The sequence below is a fragment of the Oscillospiraceae bacterium CM genome (assembly GCA_022870705.1).
In the GTDB taxonomy this organism is placed as follows: Bacteria; Bacillota; Clostridia; order Oscillospirales; family Oscillospiraceae; genus Sporobacter.
Window position 1 is genome coordinate 1,801,740 of record CP072107.1, and the last position, 17,032, is coordinate 1,818,771.

20 protein-coding genes and 1 tRNA gene are annotated in these 17,032 nt (G+C 54.7%); 15 read left to right on the forward strand and 6 right to left on the reverse strand.

Annotated elements, in window-relative coordinates; genetic code table 11:
- Window positions 1–5: 5 nt before the first annotated feature.
- Window positions 6–269, reverse strand: a complete 264-nt coding sequence (gene secE, locus IZU99_08940; GenBank protein ID UOO37374.1) for a preprotein translocase subunit SecE — start codon at window positions 267–269, stop codon at window positions 6–8.
- A gap of 32 nt (window positions 270–301) precedes the next feature.
- A complete protein-coding gene (gene rpmG, locus IZU99_08945) occupies window positions 302–451 on the reverse strand; it encodes a 50S ribosomal protein L33 (protein ID UOO37375.1) in 150 nt (49 codons plus the stop codon).
- A 306-nt stretch (window positions 452–757) separates the two neighbouring features.
- Here rpmG and IZU99_08950 point away from each other — a divergent pair, with 306 nt between their 5' ends.
- The 5 genes from IZU99_08950 to IZU99_08970 all read left to right on the forward strand — a co-directional run bounded on the left by IZU99_08950 (window position 758) and on the right by IZU99_08970 (window position 4,186).
- A complete protein-coding gene (locus IZU99_08950; GenBank protein UOO37376.1) occupies window positions 758–1,129 on the forward strand; it encodes a metal-dependent transcriptional regulator in 372 nt (123 codons plus the stop codon).
- Between the two features lie 216 nt (window positions 1,130–1,345).
- Window positions 1,346–1,558 (forward strand): ferrous iron transport protein A, encoded by a 213-nt coding sequence (locus tag IZU99_08955; GenBank protein UOO37377.1) that lies wholly within the window; start codon window positions 1,346–1,348, stop codon window positions 1,556–1,558.
- A 10-nt stretch (window positions 1,559–1,568) separates the two neighbouring features.
- On the forward strand, window positions 1,569–1,790 hold the full coding sequence (locus IZU99_08960) for a ferrous iron transport protein A (protein ID UOO37378.1): 222 nt from the start codon (window positions 1,569–1,571) through the stop codon (window positions 1,788–1,790).
- 55 nt (window positions 1,791–1,845) lie between these two features.
- Window positions 1,846–4,014: a ferrous iron transport protein B gene (feoB, locus tag IZU99_08965; protein ID UOO37379.1), complete on the forward strand. Its 2,169-nt coding sequence runs from the start codon at window positions 1,846–1,848 to the stop codon at window positions 4,012–4,014.
- Window positions 4,007–4,186 (forward strand): FeoB-associated Cys-rich membrane protein, encoded by a 180-nt coding sequence (locus IZU99_08970; GenBank protein ID UOO37380.1) that lies wholly within the window; start codon window positions 4,007–4,009, stop codon window positions 4,184–4,186. The genes feoB and IZU99_08970 overlap by 8 nt, the downstream gene beginning before the upstream one ends.
- A 93-nt stretch (window positions 4,187–4,279) precedes the next feature.
- Here IZU99_08970 and IZU99_08975 read toward each other — a convergent pair.
- The 3 genes from IZU99_08975 to pheS form a co-directional block, all read right to left on the reverse strand.
- Window positions 4,280–4,355 (reverse strand) — tRNA-Thr (locus IZU99_08975).
- Window positions 4,356–4,514: 159 nt separating this feature from the next.
- Window positions 4,515–6,881, reverse strand: a complete 2,367-nt coding sequence (locus tag IZU99_08980; GenBank protein UOO37381.1) for a phenylalanine--tRNA ligase subunit beta — start codon at window positions 6,879–6,881, stop codon at window positions 4,515–4,517.
- A 13-nt stretch (window positions 6,882–6,894) separates the two neighbouring features.
- Entirely contained in the window at window positions 6,895–7,920 is a 1,026-nt protein-coding gene (gene pheS, locus IZU99_08985) for a phenylalanine--tRNA ligase subunit alpha (protein ID UOO37382.1), read from the reverse strand.
- Between the two features lie 399 nt (window positions 7,921–8,319).
- Between pheS and IZU99_08990 the strand changes: the two genes are divergently transcribed.
- The 8 genes from IZU99_08990 to IZU99_09025 all read left to right on the forward strand — a co-directional run bounded on the left by IZU99_08990 (window position 8,320) and on the right by IZU99_09025 (window position 14,271).
- A complete protein-coding gene (locus IZU99_08990; protein UOO37383.1) occupies window positions 8,320–9,843 on the forward strand; it encodes an NAD(P)H-hydrate dehydratase in 1,524 nt (507 codons plus the stop codon).
- Between the two features lie 17 nt (window positions 9,844–9,860).
- Complete coding sequence (locus tag IZU99_08995) at window positions 9,861–10,436, forward strand: hypothetical protein (protein ID UOO37384.1); 576 nt, start codon at window positions 9,861–9,863, stop codon at window positions 10,434–10,436.
- Window positions 10,437–10,459: 23 nt separating this feature from the next.
- A complete protein-coding gene (gene alr, locus IZU99_09000) occupies window positions 10,460–11,593 on the forward strand; it encodes an alanine racemase (protein ID UOO37385.1) in 1,134 nt (377 codons plus the stop codon).
- A 215-nt stretch (window positions 11,594–11,808) separates the two neighbouring features.
- Complete coding sequence (locus tag IZU99_09005) at window positions 11,809–12,153, forward strand: type II toxin-antitoxin system PemK/MazF family toxin (GenBank protein UOO38802.1); 345 nt, start codon at window positions 11,809–11,811, stop codon at window positions 12,151–12,153.
- Between the two features lie 119 nt (window positions 12,154–12,272).
- Window positions 12,273–12,806, forward strand: coding sequence for a hypothetical protein (locus IZU99_09010; GenBank protein UOO37386.1), 534 nt, complete (start codon window positions 12,273–12,275; stop codon window positions 12,804–12,806).
- A gap of 95 nt (window positions 12,807–12,901) precedes the next feature.
- Window positions 12,902–13,699 carry a hypothetical protein gene (locus IZU99_09015; protein ID UOO37387.1) on the forward strand — a complete coding sequence of 266 codons (798 nt, stop codon included), beginning with the start codon at window positions 12,902–12,904 and terminating at the stop codon, window positions 13,697–13,699.
- Between the two features lie 99 nt (window positions 13,700–13,798).
- On the forward strand, window positions 13,799–13,984 hold the full coding sequence (locus tag IZU99_09020) for a spore coat protein (protein ID UOO37388.1): 186 nt from the start codon (window positions 13,799–13,801) through the stop codon (window positions 13,982–13,984).
- A gap of 14 nt (window positions 13,985–13,998) precedes the next feature.
- The gene (locus tag IZU99_09025) at window positions 13,999–14,271 is read left to right on the forward strand and encodes a spore coat protein (protein UOO37389.1); all 273 of its coding nucleotides are present in this window, start codon (window positions 13,999–14,001) and stop codon (window positions 14,269–14,271) included.
- A gap of 116 nt (window positions 14,272–14,387) precedes the next feature.
- On the opposite strand, the gene IZU99_09030 is transcribed toward IZU99_09025, so the two are convergent.
- Window positions 14,388–14,552 carry a YtxH domain-containing protein gene (locus IZU99_09030; GenBank protein UOO37390.1) on the reverse strand — a complete coding sequence of 55 codons (165 nt, stop codon included), beginning with the start codon at window positions 14,550–14,552 and terminating at the stop codon, window positions 14,388–14,390.
- Window positions 14,553–14,731: 179 nt separating this feature from the next.
- Between IZU99_09030 and IZU99_09035 the strand changes: the two genes are divergently transcribed.
- Window positions 14,732–16,018 (forward strand): dihydroorotase, encoded by a 1,287-nt coding sequence (locus IZU99_09035; GenBank protein ID UOO37391.1) that lies wholly within the window; start codon window positions 14,732–14,734, stop codon window positions 16,016–16,018.
- A complete protein-coding gene (gene pyrF, locus IZU99_09040; protein UOO37392.1) occupies window positions 16,008–16,931 on the forward strand; it encodes an orotidine-5'-phosphate decarboxylase in 924 nt (307 codons plus the stop codon). Before IZU99_09035 ends, pyrF begins: the two co-directional genes overlap by 11 nt.
- The last annotated feature ends 101 nt before the right edge of the window (window positions 16,932–17,032 follow it).

The following is a 17,032-nucleotide window of genomic DNA, read 5'->3' on the forward strand; positions in this document are numbered from 1 at the left end:
GGCGGTTATTTCCCCCCAAGCGTGAGCAGGGCCTGAACGATCTGGGCACCAGCTTGGTCGACGCACCAGACGACAATGCTTGAAGCAAGCATTATGACAAGCGCGACAGCCGTGTTGTTAAGCGTCTGTTTTGGTGTCGGCCAGACGACCTTTTTCAGTTCGCTTTTCATTTCACGCAGCCATTTGATCACGGGATTTCTGCGCTTTTTCTTTTCCTTCTTCTTGTCTTTTCTGCCGTCGGGTGTTTTTGCGAGCTTATCTTCCGACATTAAAACACATCCTTTCCCTTAGATGTACGGCTTTACTTCGTTTCACTGTGGACTGTGTGTTTGCGGCAGAAGCGGCAGTATTTGTTCATCTCAAGCTTTTCCGGTGTGTTTTTCTTGTTCTTCATCGTGTTGTAGTTTCTCTGCTTGCACTCGTTGCAGCGGAGCACGACTTTGACGCGCATGGCGGCACCTCCAATTCGTTTGCCTCCCTGTTTGAATTTGACAGAATCATTTCTTCGCGCGCGAAATTTTGGCACACAAAATAAACCCATCTGCCGACAGGTACAGAGAGTATATCACAGCGAAAAGTAAAAGGTCAACTGTTTTTTATAATGTCACCACGGTGTAAAAGATGGCCCTGCTTCCGCCCCGCGCGGCCACAAGCGACATCTTTATTTTTTAAGAAATGTCAGGTATAATACCGACAAGACATCATGCGGCTGTGAGAGCCTTGTATGCTCAACGCAAACCGAAAGGGATGACCTCCTATGGATAAGCTGACTTTTACAATGGAAAATTACTTGGAAGCCATCTATGAGCTCTCCCCCGAAGGGGACGGCGCGCGCGTGACGGATATAGCAGAGCGTTTGGGCGTTACCAAGGCCAGCACCAACAGTGCCATGTGTACCCTCTCGGAAAAAGGCCTCATCGTTAACGAAAAATATAAGGAAGTATACTTAACGGCGGAAGGCCTGCGGATTGCCCAGCTTACCGCCAATAAGCATCATATTATTCAGCAGTTTCTGATCCATGTGCTCAAAATCGACGCCGCCGTCGCCAACGAGGACGCCTGCGCTATTGAGCACGTCATCAGCTCCACTTCCGTTTCGGCGATGGAAGCGTTTTTAAAAACGCTGTGAGGCACGCCTTGTCAATCATTTACTAAATGGTATGAATATCTTTCATCAGGCAGCTTTGTTTCAATGCAAAGCTGCTTTTTGTATGTTGTGAATAAATTTCAAATACGGTCTTGACAACAAGAGTTAGATGCGTTAAACTTTTATCAGTTAGTTCGATCTAACTGTTTAATTGGCTTTATGGTTAGTATACTCTAACTCTCGGCATAGGAGGAACGTGTGATGCCACTGACATTTGCAAAGACCGGTGATACAAATTGTATTTTAAAAATCACAGGAAATGACGAGGTTCGTCGCCATCTGGCCGAGCTGGGCTTTGTGGCGGGCGAATGCGTAACCGTCGTCTCCGAAATGGGCGGCAGCATGATTTTGTCGGTTAAGAACAGCCGTATCGCCCTGGATAGAACAATGACAAACCGTATTCTGATTTGAGGAGAACGCTATGAAGACATTGAAAGACATTAAAATCGGTGAAACAGCCACCGTTGTTAAGCTGCATGGCAACGGCCCCGTCAGGCGCCGGATCATGGACATGGGTGTAACGAAAGGCGCGGCAGTCTATGTGCGCAAGGTGGCGCCCTTGGGTGACCCCGTCGAGGTCACCGTCCGCGGTTATGAGCTGAGCATCCGCAAGGGTGACGCGGAAATGATTGAGGTCAGTTAGTTTTTGACGCAAAGGTTAGAATATTCTAACCGGCACTTGACTGGAGGAAGATAAAATGACCAGAAAAATTGCGCTGGCGGGCAATCCCAACAGCGGCAAAACAACGATGTTTAACGACCTGACCGGTTCCGCCCAGTATGTCGGCAACTGGCCGGGCGTCACCGTGGAAAAAAAGGAAGGCAAGCTCAAGGGCTTCAAAGACATTGTCATTCAGGATCTGCCCGGTATATATTCCCTGTCGCCGTACACACTGGAAGAGGTTGTCGCGCGCGGCTATCTCGTCGGCGAAAAGCCGGATGCCATTATAAATATCATTGACGGCACAAATATCGAACGGAATTTGTATCTAACGACACAGCTGATTGAGCTGGGTATCCCAACCGTCATCGCCGTCAACATGATTGACCTTGTCCGTAAGAACGGCGATTTGATCAATCTGCAAAAGCTGGGCGAGGCTTTGGGATGTAAGGTCGTTGAGACGAGTGCGCTGAAGGGCACGGGTTCTCAGGAGGTGGCCTCGATCGCAGCAGAGCTGGCACGCCAAGGCGATTCGGATAGCCGCGCCTTGCCCGCCGTCTTCAACGGCAGCGTTGAACAAGCCATCGCGCACATTGAGAAATCCATTGAGGGTCACGTTCCGGCACAAAATCTGCGCTGGTATGCCATTAAGCTTTTCGAACGGGACGCCAAGGTGCTGGAGGAGCTGAAGCTGGACGCGGCGCTGTGGACGCATTTGCAGTCGTATATCACCACCTGCGAACTAGAGCTGGACGACGATGCGGAGAGCATCATCACCAACCAGCGCTATGCGTATATTTCAAATATTGTCTCTAATGCCGTTAAGAAAAAGATCCATGCGGGCGGTACCGTATCGGATAAAATCGACCGCATTGTCACCAACCGCATTCTGGCACTGCCGATTTTTGCGCTTGTTATGTTCCTTGTCTATTACTTATCCGTCACGACAATCGGCACGATCGTGACCGATTTTACAAATGACAAACTCTTTGGCGAATGGATCATTGGCAATCTCGGCCCTTGGCTCACCGGCATCGGTGTGGCCGACTGGCTGACTGGTTTGATTGTGGACGGTATTGTCGGCGGCGTTGGTGCTGTTATTGGCTTTGTACCCCAGATGATCGTCTTGTTTTTAATGCTCTCCATTCTTGAAGATATTGGCTATATGGCGCGCGTGGCGTTTATCATGGACCGCGTCTTCCGCAAATTCGGACTGTCGGGCAAAAGCTTTATCCCCATGCTCATCGGCTCAGGTTGCTCCGTCCCCGGCATTATGGCCTCCCGAACCATTGAAAACGAGCGCGATCGTCGTATGACGATTATGACCACCTCCTTAATCCCCTGCGGTGCGAAAATGCCCATAGTGGCACTTTTTGCCGGGGCGCTATTCGGTGGTGCCGGCTGGGTGGCCACGTCCGCCTATTTCATCGGTGTCGCGGCTGTTGTCATATCCGGCATCATCCTCAAAAAAACGAAGCCCTTTGCAGGCAGTCCGGCACCATTCGTTATGGAGCTGCCCGCCTATCACATTCCGTCCGCAGGAAATGTGCTCAGAAGTACTTGGGAGCGTGGGTGGAGCTTTATCAAACGCGCAGGGACCGTCATACTGGCCTCATCCGTTGTCCTGTGGTTCCTGCAAGCCTTTGGCGTTGTGAACGGCGTGTTCGGCATGGTGGAGGACAACAATACAAGCCTTTTGGCCTCCATCGGCGGCTTTATTGCCCCACTTTTCGCCCCGCTGGGCTTTGGTGACTGGAAAGCTGCGGTGGCAACGATCACCGGTCTCATCGCCAAGGAAAATGTCGTCGGTACCTTCGGCGTTCTGTACGGCTTTGCCAAGGTGGCTGAAAACGGTGCGGAGATCTGGGCCAATCTCTCCACAAGCTTTACCGGCCTCACGGCTTACAGCTTCATGCTGTTCAATCTCCTTTGCGCTCCCTGCTTTGCCGCCATGGGTGCCATGAAGCGGGAAATGAACAACGCCAGATGGACCTGGGCGGCCATTGGCTATCTCACAGTATTCGCCTATGCCGTTTCGCTCATGGTATTTCAGTATGGCCTGCTGTTTACCGGCGGCGGCTTTACACCCGGGACGGCAGCCGCTCTGCTCTGCCTGGCGATTATGCTCTGGCTGCTGTTTCGGCGTAAACGAACCGAACGGTCTGAGACGGCAACGCTCAAAGGAAAGGTGACTGAGAATGTTTAGCTTCATTGCCGAAAATCTGGCGACGATCCTCGTCGGTACCTGCGTTTTGGCTGTTTTCACAGCCGTCGTTATTAAGCTCATCCGGGACAAAAGGCAGCACAAATCCTCCTGCAGCGGCTGCTCCGGCTGCTCTTGCGCCGGGGACAGCGTCTGTGGCCGCAACCATCATTAATAAACTCTTAAGCCATGGAAGCGACGGCCATCCGCCGCACTTCCCGTACAAATACCAAAAACCCCCGCAGTCACCACACTGCGGGGGTTTTCTTGGAGCTGGTAGTCAGACTCGAACTGACGACCTGCGCATTACGAATGCGCTGCTCTACCGGCTGAGCTATACCAGCATCGCGCCATTATTAATGGGCGAGGGTTATTATACAGCAAACGGTCTTCGCTTGTCAATCCAAAAAAACGACCGGGTTAAATATCGGCGGGCACGGCGGGCAGCTATCTTTTCCACCCGCCGATTATATTTTGAACATATATTCAATATATAATTTTGCTCAGCGCCGCACGGCGCCGAGTTCCTTTTCCAGAAGCGCCAGAATACTTTTCATTGTCTTGTCGGCGTCATCATCCGTAAGTGTTGTATCGTCGCTACGCAGTTTGAGCGAGAAGGCGACGCTTTTTTTGCCTTGAGGAATCGGCGCGCCGGTGTAGATATCAAACAGGGCTACTTCCTTTAAAAGCGCACCGCCGCGGCGAATAACATCCGTCAGCGCAGCAACGGTAACGGCGGCGTCGCAGATCACGGCAAGATCGCGCGTGACAGCCGGGAAACGCGGCAGCGGCATGTATTTGCTCTCCTCGGAGCGGCAAGCTAAGAGCAGACCAAAGTCAAGCTCCGCCGCGAAAGCGTCACCGAGGTCATAATTTTTGGCGACGGCTGGGTGAATCTGGCCTATGGTGCCGACGGTTGTCTGCCCGGAAAAAATGAAAGCGCACCGTTCGGGATGATAGGAGGGGTTTTCCCGGTCCGCTTCAAAGGCAACGGCGGGGATGCGCAAATCGCGCAAAAGGGCCTCAACGGCGCCCTTGAGGGCAAAAAAGTCCGTCGCGCCGTCAGCGCCCAACGTTAGAATCAGGCGCTCGTCCGGCAACATCTCGCCGGATGGGCGATAGACCTTTGCCATCTCGTACAGCCGGACGTTTGTATTTCTATAGTTCTCGTTACGCGCAAGCGTCTCCAGCATCGACGGCAGCGACGTGGTTCGCATCACGCTTGTGTCCTCGCCGAGCGGGTTTAAGATGACGACGCTGTCGCGCATTTTTGAATTACAATTCAATTTAATTTTATCATAGGCGGACGGGCTGATAAACGAATACGTGTATATTTCGGAAAAACCCATACCCCGCAAAAGGTACCCGATATGGCGTTCCAGTGTCTGCTTTTCAGTAAAGCCGCCCGCAACGGTCGCGCCGCCGAACATCGTCGGCTCAATGCTGCTGTAACCATAGAAGCGTGCGATTTCTTCGGCAAGGTCGGAGTAATGCTCGATATCGCCGCGCCAGGAGGGCACGGTGACGGCAGTGCCCTCAACCGTAAAGCCGAGGTTTTTAAGCGTTGACGTCATGAAGCCTGTCGGTATATCGGTGCCTAGAAGGCGGTTTATTTTTTCCGGCTCGAGCTGCAGCGTCCGCGGGACGTATTGTTTGGCCGTGATGTCAACAACGCCGTCGAGCACTTCCCCGGCGCCGAGTTCTTCAACAAGCTCGCACGCGCGCTGGACAGCCCGGAAGGTGTTTTCCGGGTCGAGGCCTTTTTCAAAGCGGGACGAGGCGTCTGTGCGCATGCCCAGCGCCAGTGCCGTTTTGCGGATGGAGACGCCGTTAAAATTAGCCGACTCAAAGACGGCGTAGGCAGTGTTGTCGGTGATTTCGCTGTTTTCGCCGCCCATGACGCCCGCAACCCCAACAGGTTTTTTGGCGTCGGCAATGACGAGCATGTCGGGCGTTAGAGCGCGGGCTGTTCCGTCAAGCGTGTGAATTGTCTCGCCGGTCTTCGCCGTCCGGACAATAATTTTGCCACCGTCAAGGCAGGCGTAATCAAACGCGTGCATCGGCTGGCCGTATTCGAGCATGACGTAGTTCGTGATGTCGACAATATTATTGATGGGGCGGACACCGGCGCTGCGCAGGCGCTGGCGCAGCCATTTCGGCGATGGCGCGATTTTGATGTTTTTGACCATCCGGGCCGTGTAGCGCGGGCAGAGCGCCGGGCTTTCAATGTCGATGGCGAGGTGCTCTGCGATATTTCCGGCGCCGCCTTTAACAACCGGCTCGGGAACGGTAAGCGCCGTTCCAAACGTGACGGCGCTTTCACGGGCAAGGCCGATAACGGACAGGCAGTCCGGCCTGTTGTTTGTGATTTCAAATTCGACGATGCTGTCGTCGGCGCCGATGACGGGCTTAATATCGTCACCGGGCTGTACGTCCTCGTTGAGAATGAAAATTCCATCCTCAACAGCGTCCGGGAAGTCATGGCGGTCGAGGTTCAACTCTTTGAGCGAGCAGAGCATGCCGTTTGAAACCATGCCGCGCAGCTTACCCTTTTCAATTTTCACGCCGCCCGGCAATAGCGACTTGTGCAGGGCGACGGGGACAAGGTCACCGGCTTTGACGTTCTGCGCGCCGGTAATAATCTGGACCGCCTCCCCCTTGCCGACGTCAACCTGGCAGACCCACAAATGGTCGGAATCGGGGTGGCGCTCGATGGTGTCGACGCGCCCGACGAGGACGTTTTTAATCTCCTCGGAAGGTTCGTGCGTCATTTCGACCTTAGAGCCGGACATTGTCATCCGTTCGGCATACTCTTTGGAGGACGCCGTTATATTTGTATAGGCTGACAGCCATTTTCTTGAAAGATTCATGGATTCGTACCTCCTAAAACTGAGACAAAAAGCGCATATCATTTTCGAAGATGAGGCGCATGTCGTCAATGCTGTAGCGCAGCATCGTCATGCGCTCAAGCCCGATGCCGAAGGCAAAGCCGGCGTAGACCTCTGGGTCGATGCCGCAGCCGGAGAGCACCTTTTGGTGCACCATACCGGCGCCGAGGAGTTCAATCCAGCCCTCGCCCTTGCAGACGCGGCAGCCCGCTCCGCCGCAGGCGAAGCATTGCACGTCAACCTCGCACGACGGCTCTGTGAACGGGAAATGATGCGGGCGGAAACGTGTCTGCGTCCCTTCTCCGTAAAGTTTACCGACGAGCGCGTTGAGCGTGCCTTTCAGGTCACCCATGGTGATACCGCGGTCAACGACGAGGCCCTCGATCTGGTGGAACATAGGGGAATGCGTGGCGTCCACCTCGTCCTTCCGGTAAACGCGGCCGGGCGAAATGATGCGGATGGGCGGCGTTTGCCGCTCCATCACGCGCACCTGAACGGGCGACGTCTGGCATCGGAGATGGACGGTTTCATCCTCTGTGATATAAAACGTGTCGTGCCATTCACGCACCGTGTGGCCGACAGGGATATTCAAACGATCAAAATCGTAAACGGACAGCTCGACCTCCGGCCCTTCCGCGACGGAAAAGCCCATGCCGATAAAAATGTCCTTCGCCTCGTCAAGGACAATCGACATCGGGTGCCGGTGGCCGACGGCGACTTTCGTGCCGGGTATCGTCACATCAAGCGCTTCGCGCTCAAGGCGCGCCGTGAGCTCCTGCGCCTCGATGCGCGCAGCGTGCTCTTCAATCGCTTCTTCAATGTCGGCGCGAACTTGATTGGCCAGTTGGCCGATGACAGGCCGCTCCTCGGCTGAAAGGCCGCCCATCTGCTTTAAAATCACCGTGATTTCGCCCTTTTTTCCGAGAAAACGAACGCGCGCCGTCTCCAGCGCGGCAGGCGTTTCCGACGACGCGACCGCGGACAAAGCTTCGCTTTTGAGTTTTTCAAGCTGCTGTTTCATAAAATTCAACTCCTGAATTTGAATAGACAATGCCACAGGGGCGGGCGTAAAAAATAATGCCCTCCGTCCCACAATAAGGGACGAAAGGCGCAGACCTTCCGCGATACCACCCGAATTCGGCCACAAGGCCGCACTCATCAGTCTGTAACGTGACAAAACGCCGGTGATTAGCCGGAGCTCACGGGCGAACCAAGCGAATTCTGACGCAGGGGGCTTTCAGCCGTCGGCCTCCCCTCTCTTTGGCGTCTTCCGGCGCTATTTTCCCGATCACAGCCATGACATATGATTCCTGTTTATTAGATATATCATACCCCGGTGCAAAAGGCAACAAAAAATTGACTATACCAGGCGTTTGACATATAATGAGGCTAATTGACGGCCATACCCGGAGGTGACGTTTTGAAGCTGTGTACCGCCGCGCAAATGCGCGAAATGGATCATATCGCCATCGACAGGCTTGGCGTGCCGTCGACGCTTCTCATGACGAACGCCTCGCGCGCCGTTGCCGAAGCGGCGATGGCTCTGCTGGGTGAAGCCGGAACGGCCGCTGTTTTCTGCGGCAGCGGCAACAACGGCGGCGACGGCGTGGCCGCCGCCGTCGCGCTTATAAAACACGGCTGCACCGTTCGCGTTTTCTTAACGGGCAATCGCAGCAAAATGACGCCCGATACAGTTGAAATGGTACGCCGCCTCGAAGAGGCCGGCGGCGTTTTAGAAGATTTCGACGACGCGCCGGACGTCGGCGTATATGTGGCGCGCTGTGGCGTCATAATTGACGCGATGTTCGGCATCGGCCTGAACACCCCGTTGCGCGGGGCATCTCTTGACGCAGTCCGGCTCATCAACAGCGCCGCAGCGCGCGTTGTCTCAGCCGATATCCCTTCCGGCGTCGAGGCTGATACGGGGCGCATTTTGGGTGTTGCCGTCCGCGCCGACGTGACAGTCACGTTCACCTATCCCAAGCCGGGCCAATATATTGAGCCCGGCTGCACGGTTTGCGGCGATGTCCGCGTCGTCCCGATTGGCATCCCGGACGAGCTCGTTCAAGCGCTTGAAACGGACTGCCACACTGTTGCAAACGGCGATATTTCGCTGCCGCGCCGCCGCCCCGACACGCACAAAGGCGACTATGGGCGCGACTTGATCATAGCGGGCAGCGTTGGTTTTACGGGTGCCCCGGTGCTTGCCGCCCGCGCCGCTTCCGCCATGGGAGCCGGGCTTGTTTTTCTCGGCGTACCGGAGGATGTATATACCATCGCCGCTGTCAAATGCGTGGAGGAGATGGTGTTCCCTCTGCCCGCTCAGAACGGGCAATTGGCAACATCGGCCGAAGGGCCTATTCTCGACCGGCTGAAATCGTGCGACGTTTGCCTTCTCGGCCCTGGCCTTGGGCGTTCTGAGGCCATATCCGAGCTTGTCACAGCAGTTATCCGCCGGTCTGCCGTCCCGCTCGTTCTTGACGCTGACGGCATAAACGCTTTGAGCGCGAATATAGATGTATTGGACGAGGCGCGCTGTCCCGTCATTCTCACCCCGCACGATGGCGAGTACCTTCGGCTCGGCGGTGACCTCTCCGATGGCGACAGGCTCACGTCCGCGCGCTCGTTTGCAACGGATCACAACTGCATATTGGTACTCAAAGGCCACAGGACGATCATCGCCCTGCCGGACGGCACGGCTTATATCAACACGACGGGCGGGCCCTCAATGGCCAAGGGTGGCTCGGGCGACGTGCTCTCCGGTATGATTGCCGCTCTTATCGGGCAGAAATTTCCTTTAAAAGACGCGGTTCTCGCCGCTGTCTTCCTCCACGGGCAATCCGGCGATCGCTGCGCGGCGCGGTTTGGGGAATACGCCGTCACAGCGTCCGACCTCATCGGCATGCTGCCGGATGTGACGAAAGCGGTCACGACAAACGAATAAAGTGTGGTGAAAACGCGTTGAAACACGTGAAAACACTTACACGAATGATACTGCCGATCCTGCTGCTCACATCATGCTCGGCGAAAAACAACGGTGAGGCGTTGGCTCTTAAAATCCGAGCAAATCTCCTTGAGACGACGGCGCTGACGCTGACGGCGGTCATAACCGCCGACTACGGCGATCGTGTTTATGATTTTACCATTCAGTATACGGGCGGTGCTGACAAAGGCGATATTGACATTCTGGCACCTCAAGATATCGCCGGGCTGAAAGCGCACGTCTCCATCTCCGGCGGGACGCTTGAATATGACGGTGCCGTGCTCGACACCGGCGCGTTAACAAAAAACGGGCTTTCCCCGGCGGAAGCCGTCCCGCTTCTGCTCAGCCAGTGGCAACGCGGTTATATCAGCGGCTGTAACTATGAAAATCTCGGGGATACGAAAGCCCTCGCCGTGACGACGGATATCACGGAAACAACAACGCAGCGCACGTGGTTTGATGTGAAAACGCTCCTCCCGCTCCGCTCGGAGCTCAACGAGAACGGCAAAATGGTACTCGCCTGCGTTTTTGAAAACGTCACAGTCGGGCCGTAAAGACAGACAAAGGAAAAAGACAGATGAGTCATATGCAAATGAGAACATGGGCGGAAGTCAGCCTAAAAAATATCGAACACAACTATAAAGCCATGAAAGCGCGTTTAAGCGATAAAACGCGCTTTCTCGGCATTGTCAAAGCCGACGCGTACGGCCACGGTGCCGTTCCCGTTGCCAAGCTTCTCGAAGCGCTCGGCTGCGATTATCTGGGTGTTGCATGTATTGACGAGGCGCTTCAACTACGAGAAAACGGCGTCACGCTGCCAATTCTAATCATGGGCTATACATCGCCCCAGTTTGTCCATGAGCTTGTTGATAACGCCCTGACGCAGACGGTATACAGTCTGGAGATGGCAGAGAGCGTCTCCCGCGCGGCGCAGCAGCTCGGCAAATCGCTGAAGGTGCATTTAAAAGCTGACAGCGGCATGGGCCGCCTCGGCTTCACTTGTCACAGCGGGCGCGACCCCTATCAGGACATGCTGACTGTTTTAAAGCTGCCCGGCCTTTCCGTCGAGGGTATTTTCACGCATTTCGCCGTCTCTGACACACGCGGGGATGTCTTTACCAAGCAGCAGTTTGACGATTTTAAAGCCCTTGTGGACAAGCTGGAAGATAGTGCCGGCATCCGTTTTGCGATTAAGCATTGCGCCAACAGCGGTGCGATGATAAACTATGACTGGACATATTTTGATATGGTGCGCCCAGGCCTGTCCCTCTACGGCCACTATCCAGACAAGGACACAGGAGGCCTTGACCTGTTGCCCGCCATGGCACTTAAAACGCGCGTGGCACAGATAAAAGTCGTTGAGGCGGGTGACACGATCAGTTACGGCCGCATTTACTCGGCGCCGGAAAAGAAAAAAATCGCCGTCATCACGATTGGTTATGCCGACGGTCTGCACCGCGTTCTTTCTGGCAAGATGGATGTTTTGGTGCGCTCTCACCGAGCCCATCAGGTCGGCCGCATCTGCATGGATATGTGCATGATCGATGTAACGGGGCTTGATGACGTCACTGTCGGCGACGAGGTGACAATTTTCGGGCGGGATGGGGATTCTTTTATCCCGGTTGAAGAACCGGCGCGCCTCGCCGGGACGATATCCTACGAGCTTTTATGCGCCGTCTCACCGCGCGTACCGCGCGTCTATTTGAAATAGGACGATCCAAGGGCTTGACACCAACCGTCTTCTACAACATATACTGGTAATGGGAGCAATCCCGCCACACGTGATTTTTCTCATTTGCCATGGCAGCAGCTGTATAAATTGTTTTGCTTTGTGAAAGAATTATAGAAGTCCGGTTACATAAATATTCCTGAAATGGGAAGTAACCGCGGCATCTATACTTCGTCGGAGAGTGAAGCTGTGTGTTAATTGGAGTAAAAAGAGGAGACATCTATTACGCCGACCTGAGCCCCGTCGTTGGGAGCGAACAGGGCGGCCTGCGGCCTGTGCTCATCGTGCAGAATGACACGGGAAACAAGCACAGCCCGACTGTAATCGCCGCGGCGATTACCTCGCAGATAAACAAAGCACGCCTTCCGACCCACATCGAGCTGGAGGCAAAAAGCTACGGGCTTACAAAAGACTCTGTGGTGCTTTTAGAGCAGATCCGCACGATTGACAAGCGGCGGCTCAAGGAGCGCATGGGTTCGCTGGATGAACGGCTGATGAATCAGGTTGACAACGCCATCGCCGTGAGCTTTGGACTTGGATGAAAAATTTTGGGGCTTTCGCGCGGCGCTGCGCGCCGCGCGCACCCCAGCTGTCCGGCTCTTTGTTGGACAGGCTTATAGGGCAGCACATGCGCCCGACCGGATCATACGGAGGATACATAATGAATCGGAAGAAGAAAATCCTAATCGCGCTTGGCGTCATCGTCGCTGTTGTTTTGATATCGGGGGTCAGCATCCTGGCGGCGACGAACCTCGGCACATCGTCCGACCCGCTTGTAACGCTGAGCTATCTGACGAACAAGCTGAGGCCTCAGATCATGAGCGATGTAAGCGCCAACATCTCAGCGGCTGAAGTGTCTATGTCGTCCTCGCTCGACACCAAGCTTGATGCGTTTGAGGCGGATATCAACGCCCGCGTTTCAGGTTCTGGCCAGACCGGTTTTACCGTCGTCACGCTCAGCAAGGATCAGACCGTTACCTGCGCCGCCGGGGCGGAAGTGATGCTGCGCGTTGGGACAGCGTCGGCTGCCGGGGGCTCTCCAGCCCTTGTCGACACAACGGCGGGGTCAACGTTAGTTGCCGGCGATGCCCTGACAGCAAATCATTTGTATATGGTAACGATTCAAAGCAGTGGTTTGAAGGCCACAGGTGCTTCCGTCAAGATCCTCATCCGGGGGACGTATACAGTCAGCTAAATGATCGCACCGCCTCTTCATGGACAAATTGACGTCTAAATAAAAATCCCATGCATAGAAATAGGCATGGGATTTTGTTTTTTGGAGGGAAAACGATGACGACTTTGACAGGAGAATTTCCCGTCTATATGAGCGGAACGGAAGCCGGCACCGTGACGGTCTCCCAAAACGGGCAGACAACTGTTTTTGACTGCGCTTGCACACAAAAAAGCCGTGATATTCTGCGTCTGGCGGCGGTTTGTGAGGGCAAATATATTCCGCTTGGCGTGCTGGTACCGGAAGCAGGCGTGCTGCGCCTGAAAAAAAGCTACACAAGAAACGGACTGGCCTTTATCGGCTACCAAGACGCCCAGTCCTATCACCTCGTCAAACCCGCCGAGGTCTACGCCGACGCGCCTGCTTTAAGGCAAGCCACCGCTGACGCGGGCACCCCGCGGATTGCCGTATCAGCCAATACAACTGAGAAGGCTGATGAAGCGGCCGCCGACACACGCCTCGCGCCGACCGCAAACAGCATTGACACAACCGTGTCGGTACCGGAGGCCCCGCTCCATACCACCGAGCACGACGATGCTTTTGAGGAAATGCCGCTTTTAAAAGTTCACGGTGACGCGGAACCTGAATCGACGCCCGATTCGCCAAGCGCCGTCGGTGGCTGGCGTCCCATTGGCGAGCCGGCCCGCTTGTTTGACGACGAGACGATTTCAGAGGCCTGCCAGGGTATTGAAGGCGCCTTAACTACCGAGCAGGATGGTCTGACGCTGCTGGCTGTTCCGGTCTCTCCAAGCGCACCTTTTCCGATGATGTCGATTTTCTGCTTTGGCGAACCCTTCGAAATTGGAAGTGGCGAATACCTTTTGTTTAAAATAAAAAATGGCAGTCTTTCATTCTGATGGAGAATATGGTCACCCTTGGCGGGTCATACTAAAACCGGGGCTTCCAGCGGGAAAGCTCCGGTCAAATTTTTCACAGCCGAAACAGGAGGTAGTATTTTGGCAAATCTCACGTCGAAGGAGCTGTCGGCCCTTGAAGATCAGGTCGGGCAGGAACAGACGCTCGTCAAGAAGTATCAGGCGATGGCCACTATGTGTAAAGACACACAGATTCAGCAGTGCCTCAACGATTATGCAGGCAGGCACCAGCAGCATGTTAATTCCCTAGTCTCATTTTTACAGTAACAGGAGGTACAATGATGAACACAAATCAGGCCACCTCGCTCTTAAATGAACAGCAGATTCTGCAAGATTCGCTCATCAGCGAGAAGCATATGACGGACAGCTACAATCTTTACGCTGGTGAATGCATCAACCAGCAACTGCGCTCAACGATGCTCAATATTTTAAACGATGTCCATCAAATACAGTCCGATATTTTCTCAACCATGCAGTCACACGGCTGGTATCAGGTTGAACCGGCCGAGCAGCAGAAAATTCAGAAAGCACGACAGAAGTTTTCCGCAAGTTAACACAAGACGATCAAAAAGCTGTGCCGATTCTGGTACAGCTTTTTTGCGCCTCGGCTTTGTAACGTTTCAGTGATGACAAAAAATTGCGCCACGAATATCGTGACGCAATTTTTTATTCAGCTCCACATACCGGTGATGTTGTCAATTACTTCTCCGGCAGCCTTGAGCGCCTTACCGGCAGCGCTTTTTGTGTTCTTGCTTCTCGGCGCGAGGACCATACCGAGGGCGGTGCCCGTCATGACGCCGATCGTCATACCTTTCACAAACCCTGCTCTTGTCATAATTATTGCTCCATTTCTGCCGCTGCGCCCGGCATTTTTTAATTCAGAAGCGCCCGAATCTGCGCAGTCAAATTCCCCATTTCAGGACGTTTTTAGTATGTGCTTGCGAAAAATTTTTTATTCCTATATAATTCAACGCAAGAATTGCCGGATTTTCGACCAAAGTGAGGGGCACTGGCATGTTATTGATTCAAAACGGGCGCGTCGTCGGCTTTGGCGCGCAGGAGCCGAGCCGACGCGACATTTTTATTAATAAAGGCAAAATTGCGCCATTGAGCGACATGCCGAAGGACCTTCGAGACGTCACGGTGCTTGACGCCGCCGGTTGTATCGTCGCGCCCGGCCTTGTCGATATGCATGTCCATCTGCGTGACCCCGGCCAGACCGACAAAGAAGATCTTTTGAGCGGTGCACTGGCCGCTGCTGCAGGCGGCGTGACAACTGTTGCCTGCATGCCCAACACCTCCCCCGTCATCGACACGGCCGACAGCGTTCGTGATATCGTTTTACGGGCTAAAAAGGCTGCCGTCAACATCCTGCCATATGCGGCCGTAACAGTCGGGCAAAAAGGGACGGCACTATCCGATTTCGCCGCTGTCAAGGCCGCCGGTGCCTGTGCTTTATCGGACGACGGCGTGCCGGTCATGAATGCCGCTGTTTTGCGCCGCGCGATGCTGGAAGCGAAAAATAACGGGCTTTTCATCAGCAGCCACTGTGAGGACGCCGATCTGGTGAAAAATTACGCCGTCAACGATGGGGCCGTTTCCCGCCGTCTCGGCATGCCGGGCCGACCTGCCGTCGCCGAGTCTTTGATGGCGGCGCGGGACGTGATGCTTGCGCATGAAACGGGCTCCCGTCTGCACATCGCGCATGTCAGTGCCGCCGAAACCGTTCATATCATCCGCCGGGCCAAGGCGCTCGGCATTTCTGTCACGGCTGAGACGTGCCCGCAATATTTCACACTGACGGAAGACGAAGTGCTCCGTCAGGGCGCGCTGGCCCGCGTCAATCCCCCGCTCCGGACGGAGACGGACATTGAGGCTGTGATTGAAGGCTTGTGTGACGGGACGCTCGACGCCATCGCCACTGACCACGCGCCGCACTTGTCAGCAGAAAAAGCGCGCCCTCTCCCCGACGCGCCAAGCGGCATGGTCGGGCTTGAGACGTCCCTCGCCCTTTCACTGACGGCGCTTTGCCACACTGGCCGCATGTCAGTCGGAACACTGATCCGCCTGATGAGCGAAAACCCTGCCAAAATCCTCGGTCTTTCTAAAGGCCGTCTCGATGTCGGCAGCTGCGCCGACGTCGTCATCTTCGACCCGGACGAAGCGTGGACGGTTGACAGCGGCCGTTTTTACTCCAAAAGCCGCAACACACCGTTTAACGGCATGTCTGTCAAGGGCCGTGTCAAATACACCCTTGTCGCTGGGGAGATTGTTTTTAAGGAGACTGACCATGTCATTTGATATTCTGCAGGAGAAAATTCTGGCACGCAATAACCCCACCGTCGTCGGCCTTGACCCAAAACCGGATTATATCCCGCCATTCATCCTAGAAAAGCACATCGCCGAAAAGGGCGAAACGCTGGCAGCCGCAGCCGATGCGTTTGTGGAATTCAACCGCGGTCTGATTGACGCCGTCTGTGACATTGTTCCAGCCGTTAAGCCGCAGTCGGCTTATTATGAGCTTCTCGGCTTTGAGGGTGTGCGGGCGCTGAAGGAAACAGCAGATTACGCGAAATCCAAAGGACTGTACACCATTGCCGATATCAAACGCAACGACATCGGTTCAACGGCCGAAGCCTACAGCGCCGCCTATCTCGGCAGTGTGACAGTCGGTACACGCCAGCTTTTCCCGTTTGACTTTGACGCGGTGACGGTTAATGCTTATCTTGGCTCAGACGGCGTGAAGCCTTTTATCGAGACGTGCCGCCAAAACAATAAGGCCATCTTTGGGCTTGTCAAAACGTCCAACCCATCCAGTGCGGAGCTGCAGGACCTGATGGTTCATGACCGCCGGGTCTACACTGTCGTCGGCGAGCTTCTGGAGGGACTTTCTTCAGATACCGTAGGTGCATACGGCTATTCGTGTGTCGGCGCCGTCGTTGGTGCAACGTATCCGGAAGAGCTGCGTTATTTGCGTGAGCATTTGAGCAAAACGTTTTTCCTTGTTCCCGGTTATGGCGCGCAGGGTGGCAGCGCCAGCGATGTCGCGCATGCCTTCAGTGAAAAAGGCCGCGGCGCCATCATCAACTCCTCCCGCGCGATCATCTGTGCCTGGCGGAAAACAGGCCACGACGGCCGCGATTTCGCCGAGGCCGCCCGCGCGGAAGCCCTGTCCATGCGCGACGCGCTCCGCGCTGTTATTCATATGGCTTAAAAACGCTTTTTGTGCGCGGCTGTTCGGCTTGACATGTCTATGAGCTTTTTTTACAAGACCCAAACCGGTGACGGGATCAATGACCCGCCACCGGTTTATTT

Excerpts from the sequence above, each read along its gene's own strand:
- secE (UOO37374.1), bottom strand. The coding sequence starts at position 269 with ATGTCGGAAGATAAGCTCGCAAAAACACCCGACGGCAGAAAAGACAAG.
- rpmG (UOO37375.1), bottom strand. The coding sequence starts at position 451 with ATGCGCGTCAAAGTCGTGCTCCGCTGCAACGAGTGCAAGCAGAGAAAC.
- IZU99_08950 (UOO37376.1), top strand. The coding sequence starts at position 758 with ATGGATAAGCTGACTTTTACAATGGAAAATTACTTGGAAGCCATCTAT.
- IZU99_08960 (UOO37378.1), top strand. The coding sequence starts at position 1,569 with ATGAAGACATTGAAAGACATTAAAATCGGTGAAACAGCCACCGTTGTT.
- feoB (UOO37379.1), top strand. The coding sequence starts at position 1,846 with ATGACCAGAAAAATTGCGCTGGCGGGCAATCCCAACAGCGGCAAAACA.
- IZU99_08970 (UOO37380.1), top strand. The coding sequence starts at position 4,007 with ATGTTTAGCTTCATTGCCGAAAATCTGGCGACGATCCTCGTCGGTACC.
- IZU99_08980 (UOO37381.1), bottom strand. The coding sequence starts at position 6,881 with ATGAATCTTTCAAGAAAATGGCTGTCAGCCTATACAAATATAACGGCG.
- pheS (UOO37382.1), bottom strand. The coding sequence starts at position 7,920 with ATGAAACAGCAGCTTGAAAAACTCAAAAGCGAAGCTTTGTCCGCGGTC.
- alr (UOO37385.1), top strand. The coding sequence starts at position 10,460 with ATGAGTCATATGCAAATGAGAACATGGGCGGAAGTCAGCCTAAAAAAT.
- IZU99_09010 (UOO37386.1), top strand. The coding sequence starts at position 12,273 with ATGAATCGGAAGAAGAAAATCCTAATCGCGCTTGGCGTCATCGTCGCT.
- IZU99_09015 (UOO37387.1), top strand. The coding sequence starts at position 12,902 with ATGACGACTTTGACAGGAGAATTTCCCGTCTATATGAGCGGAACGGAA.
- IZU99_09025 (UOO37389.1), top strand. The coding sequence starts at position 13,999 with ATGAACACAAATCAGGCCACCTCGCTCTTAAATGAACAGCAGATTCTG.
- IZU99_09030 (UOO37390.1), bottom strand. The coding sequence starts at position 14,552 with ATGACAAGAGCAGGGTTTGTGAAAGGTATGACGATCGGCGTCATGACG.
- IZU99_09035 (UOO37391.1), top strand. The coding sequence starts at position 14,732 with ATGTTATTGATTCAAAACGGGCGCGTCGTCGGCTTTGGCGCGCAGGAG.
- pyrF (UOO37392.1), top strand. The coding sequence starts at position 16,008 with ATGTCATTTGATATTCTGCAGGAGAAAATTCTGGCACGCAATAACCCC.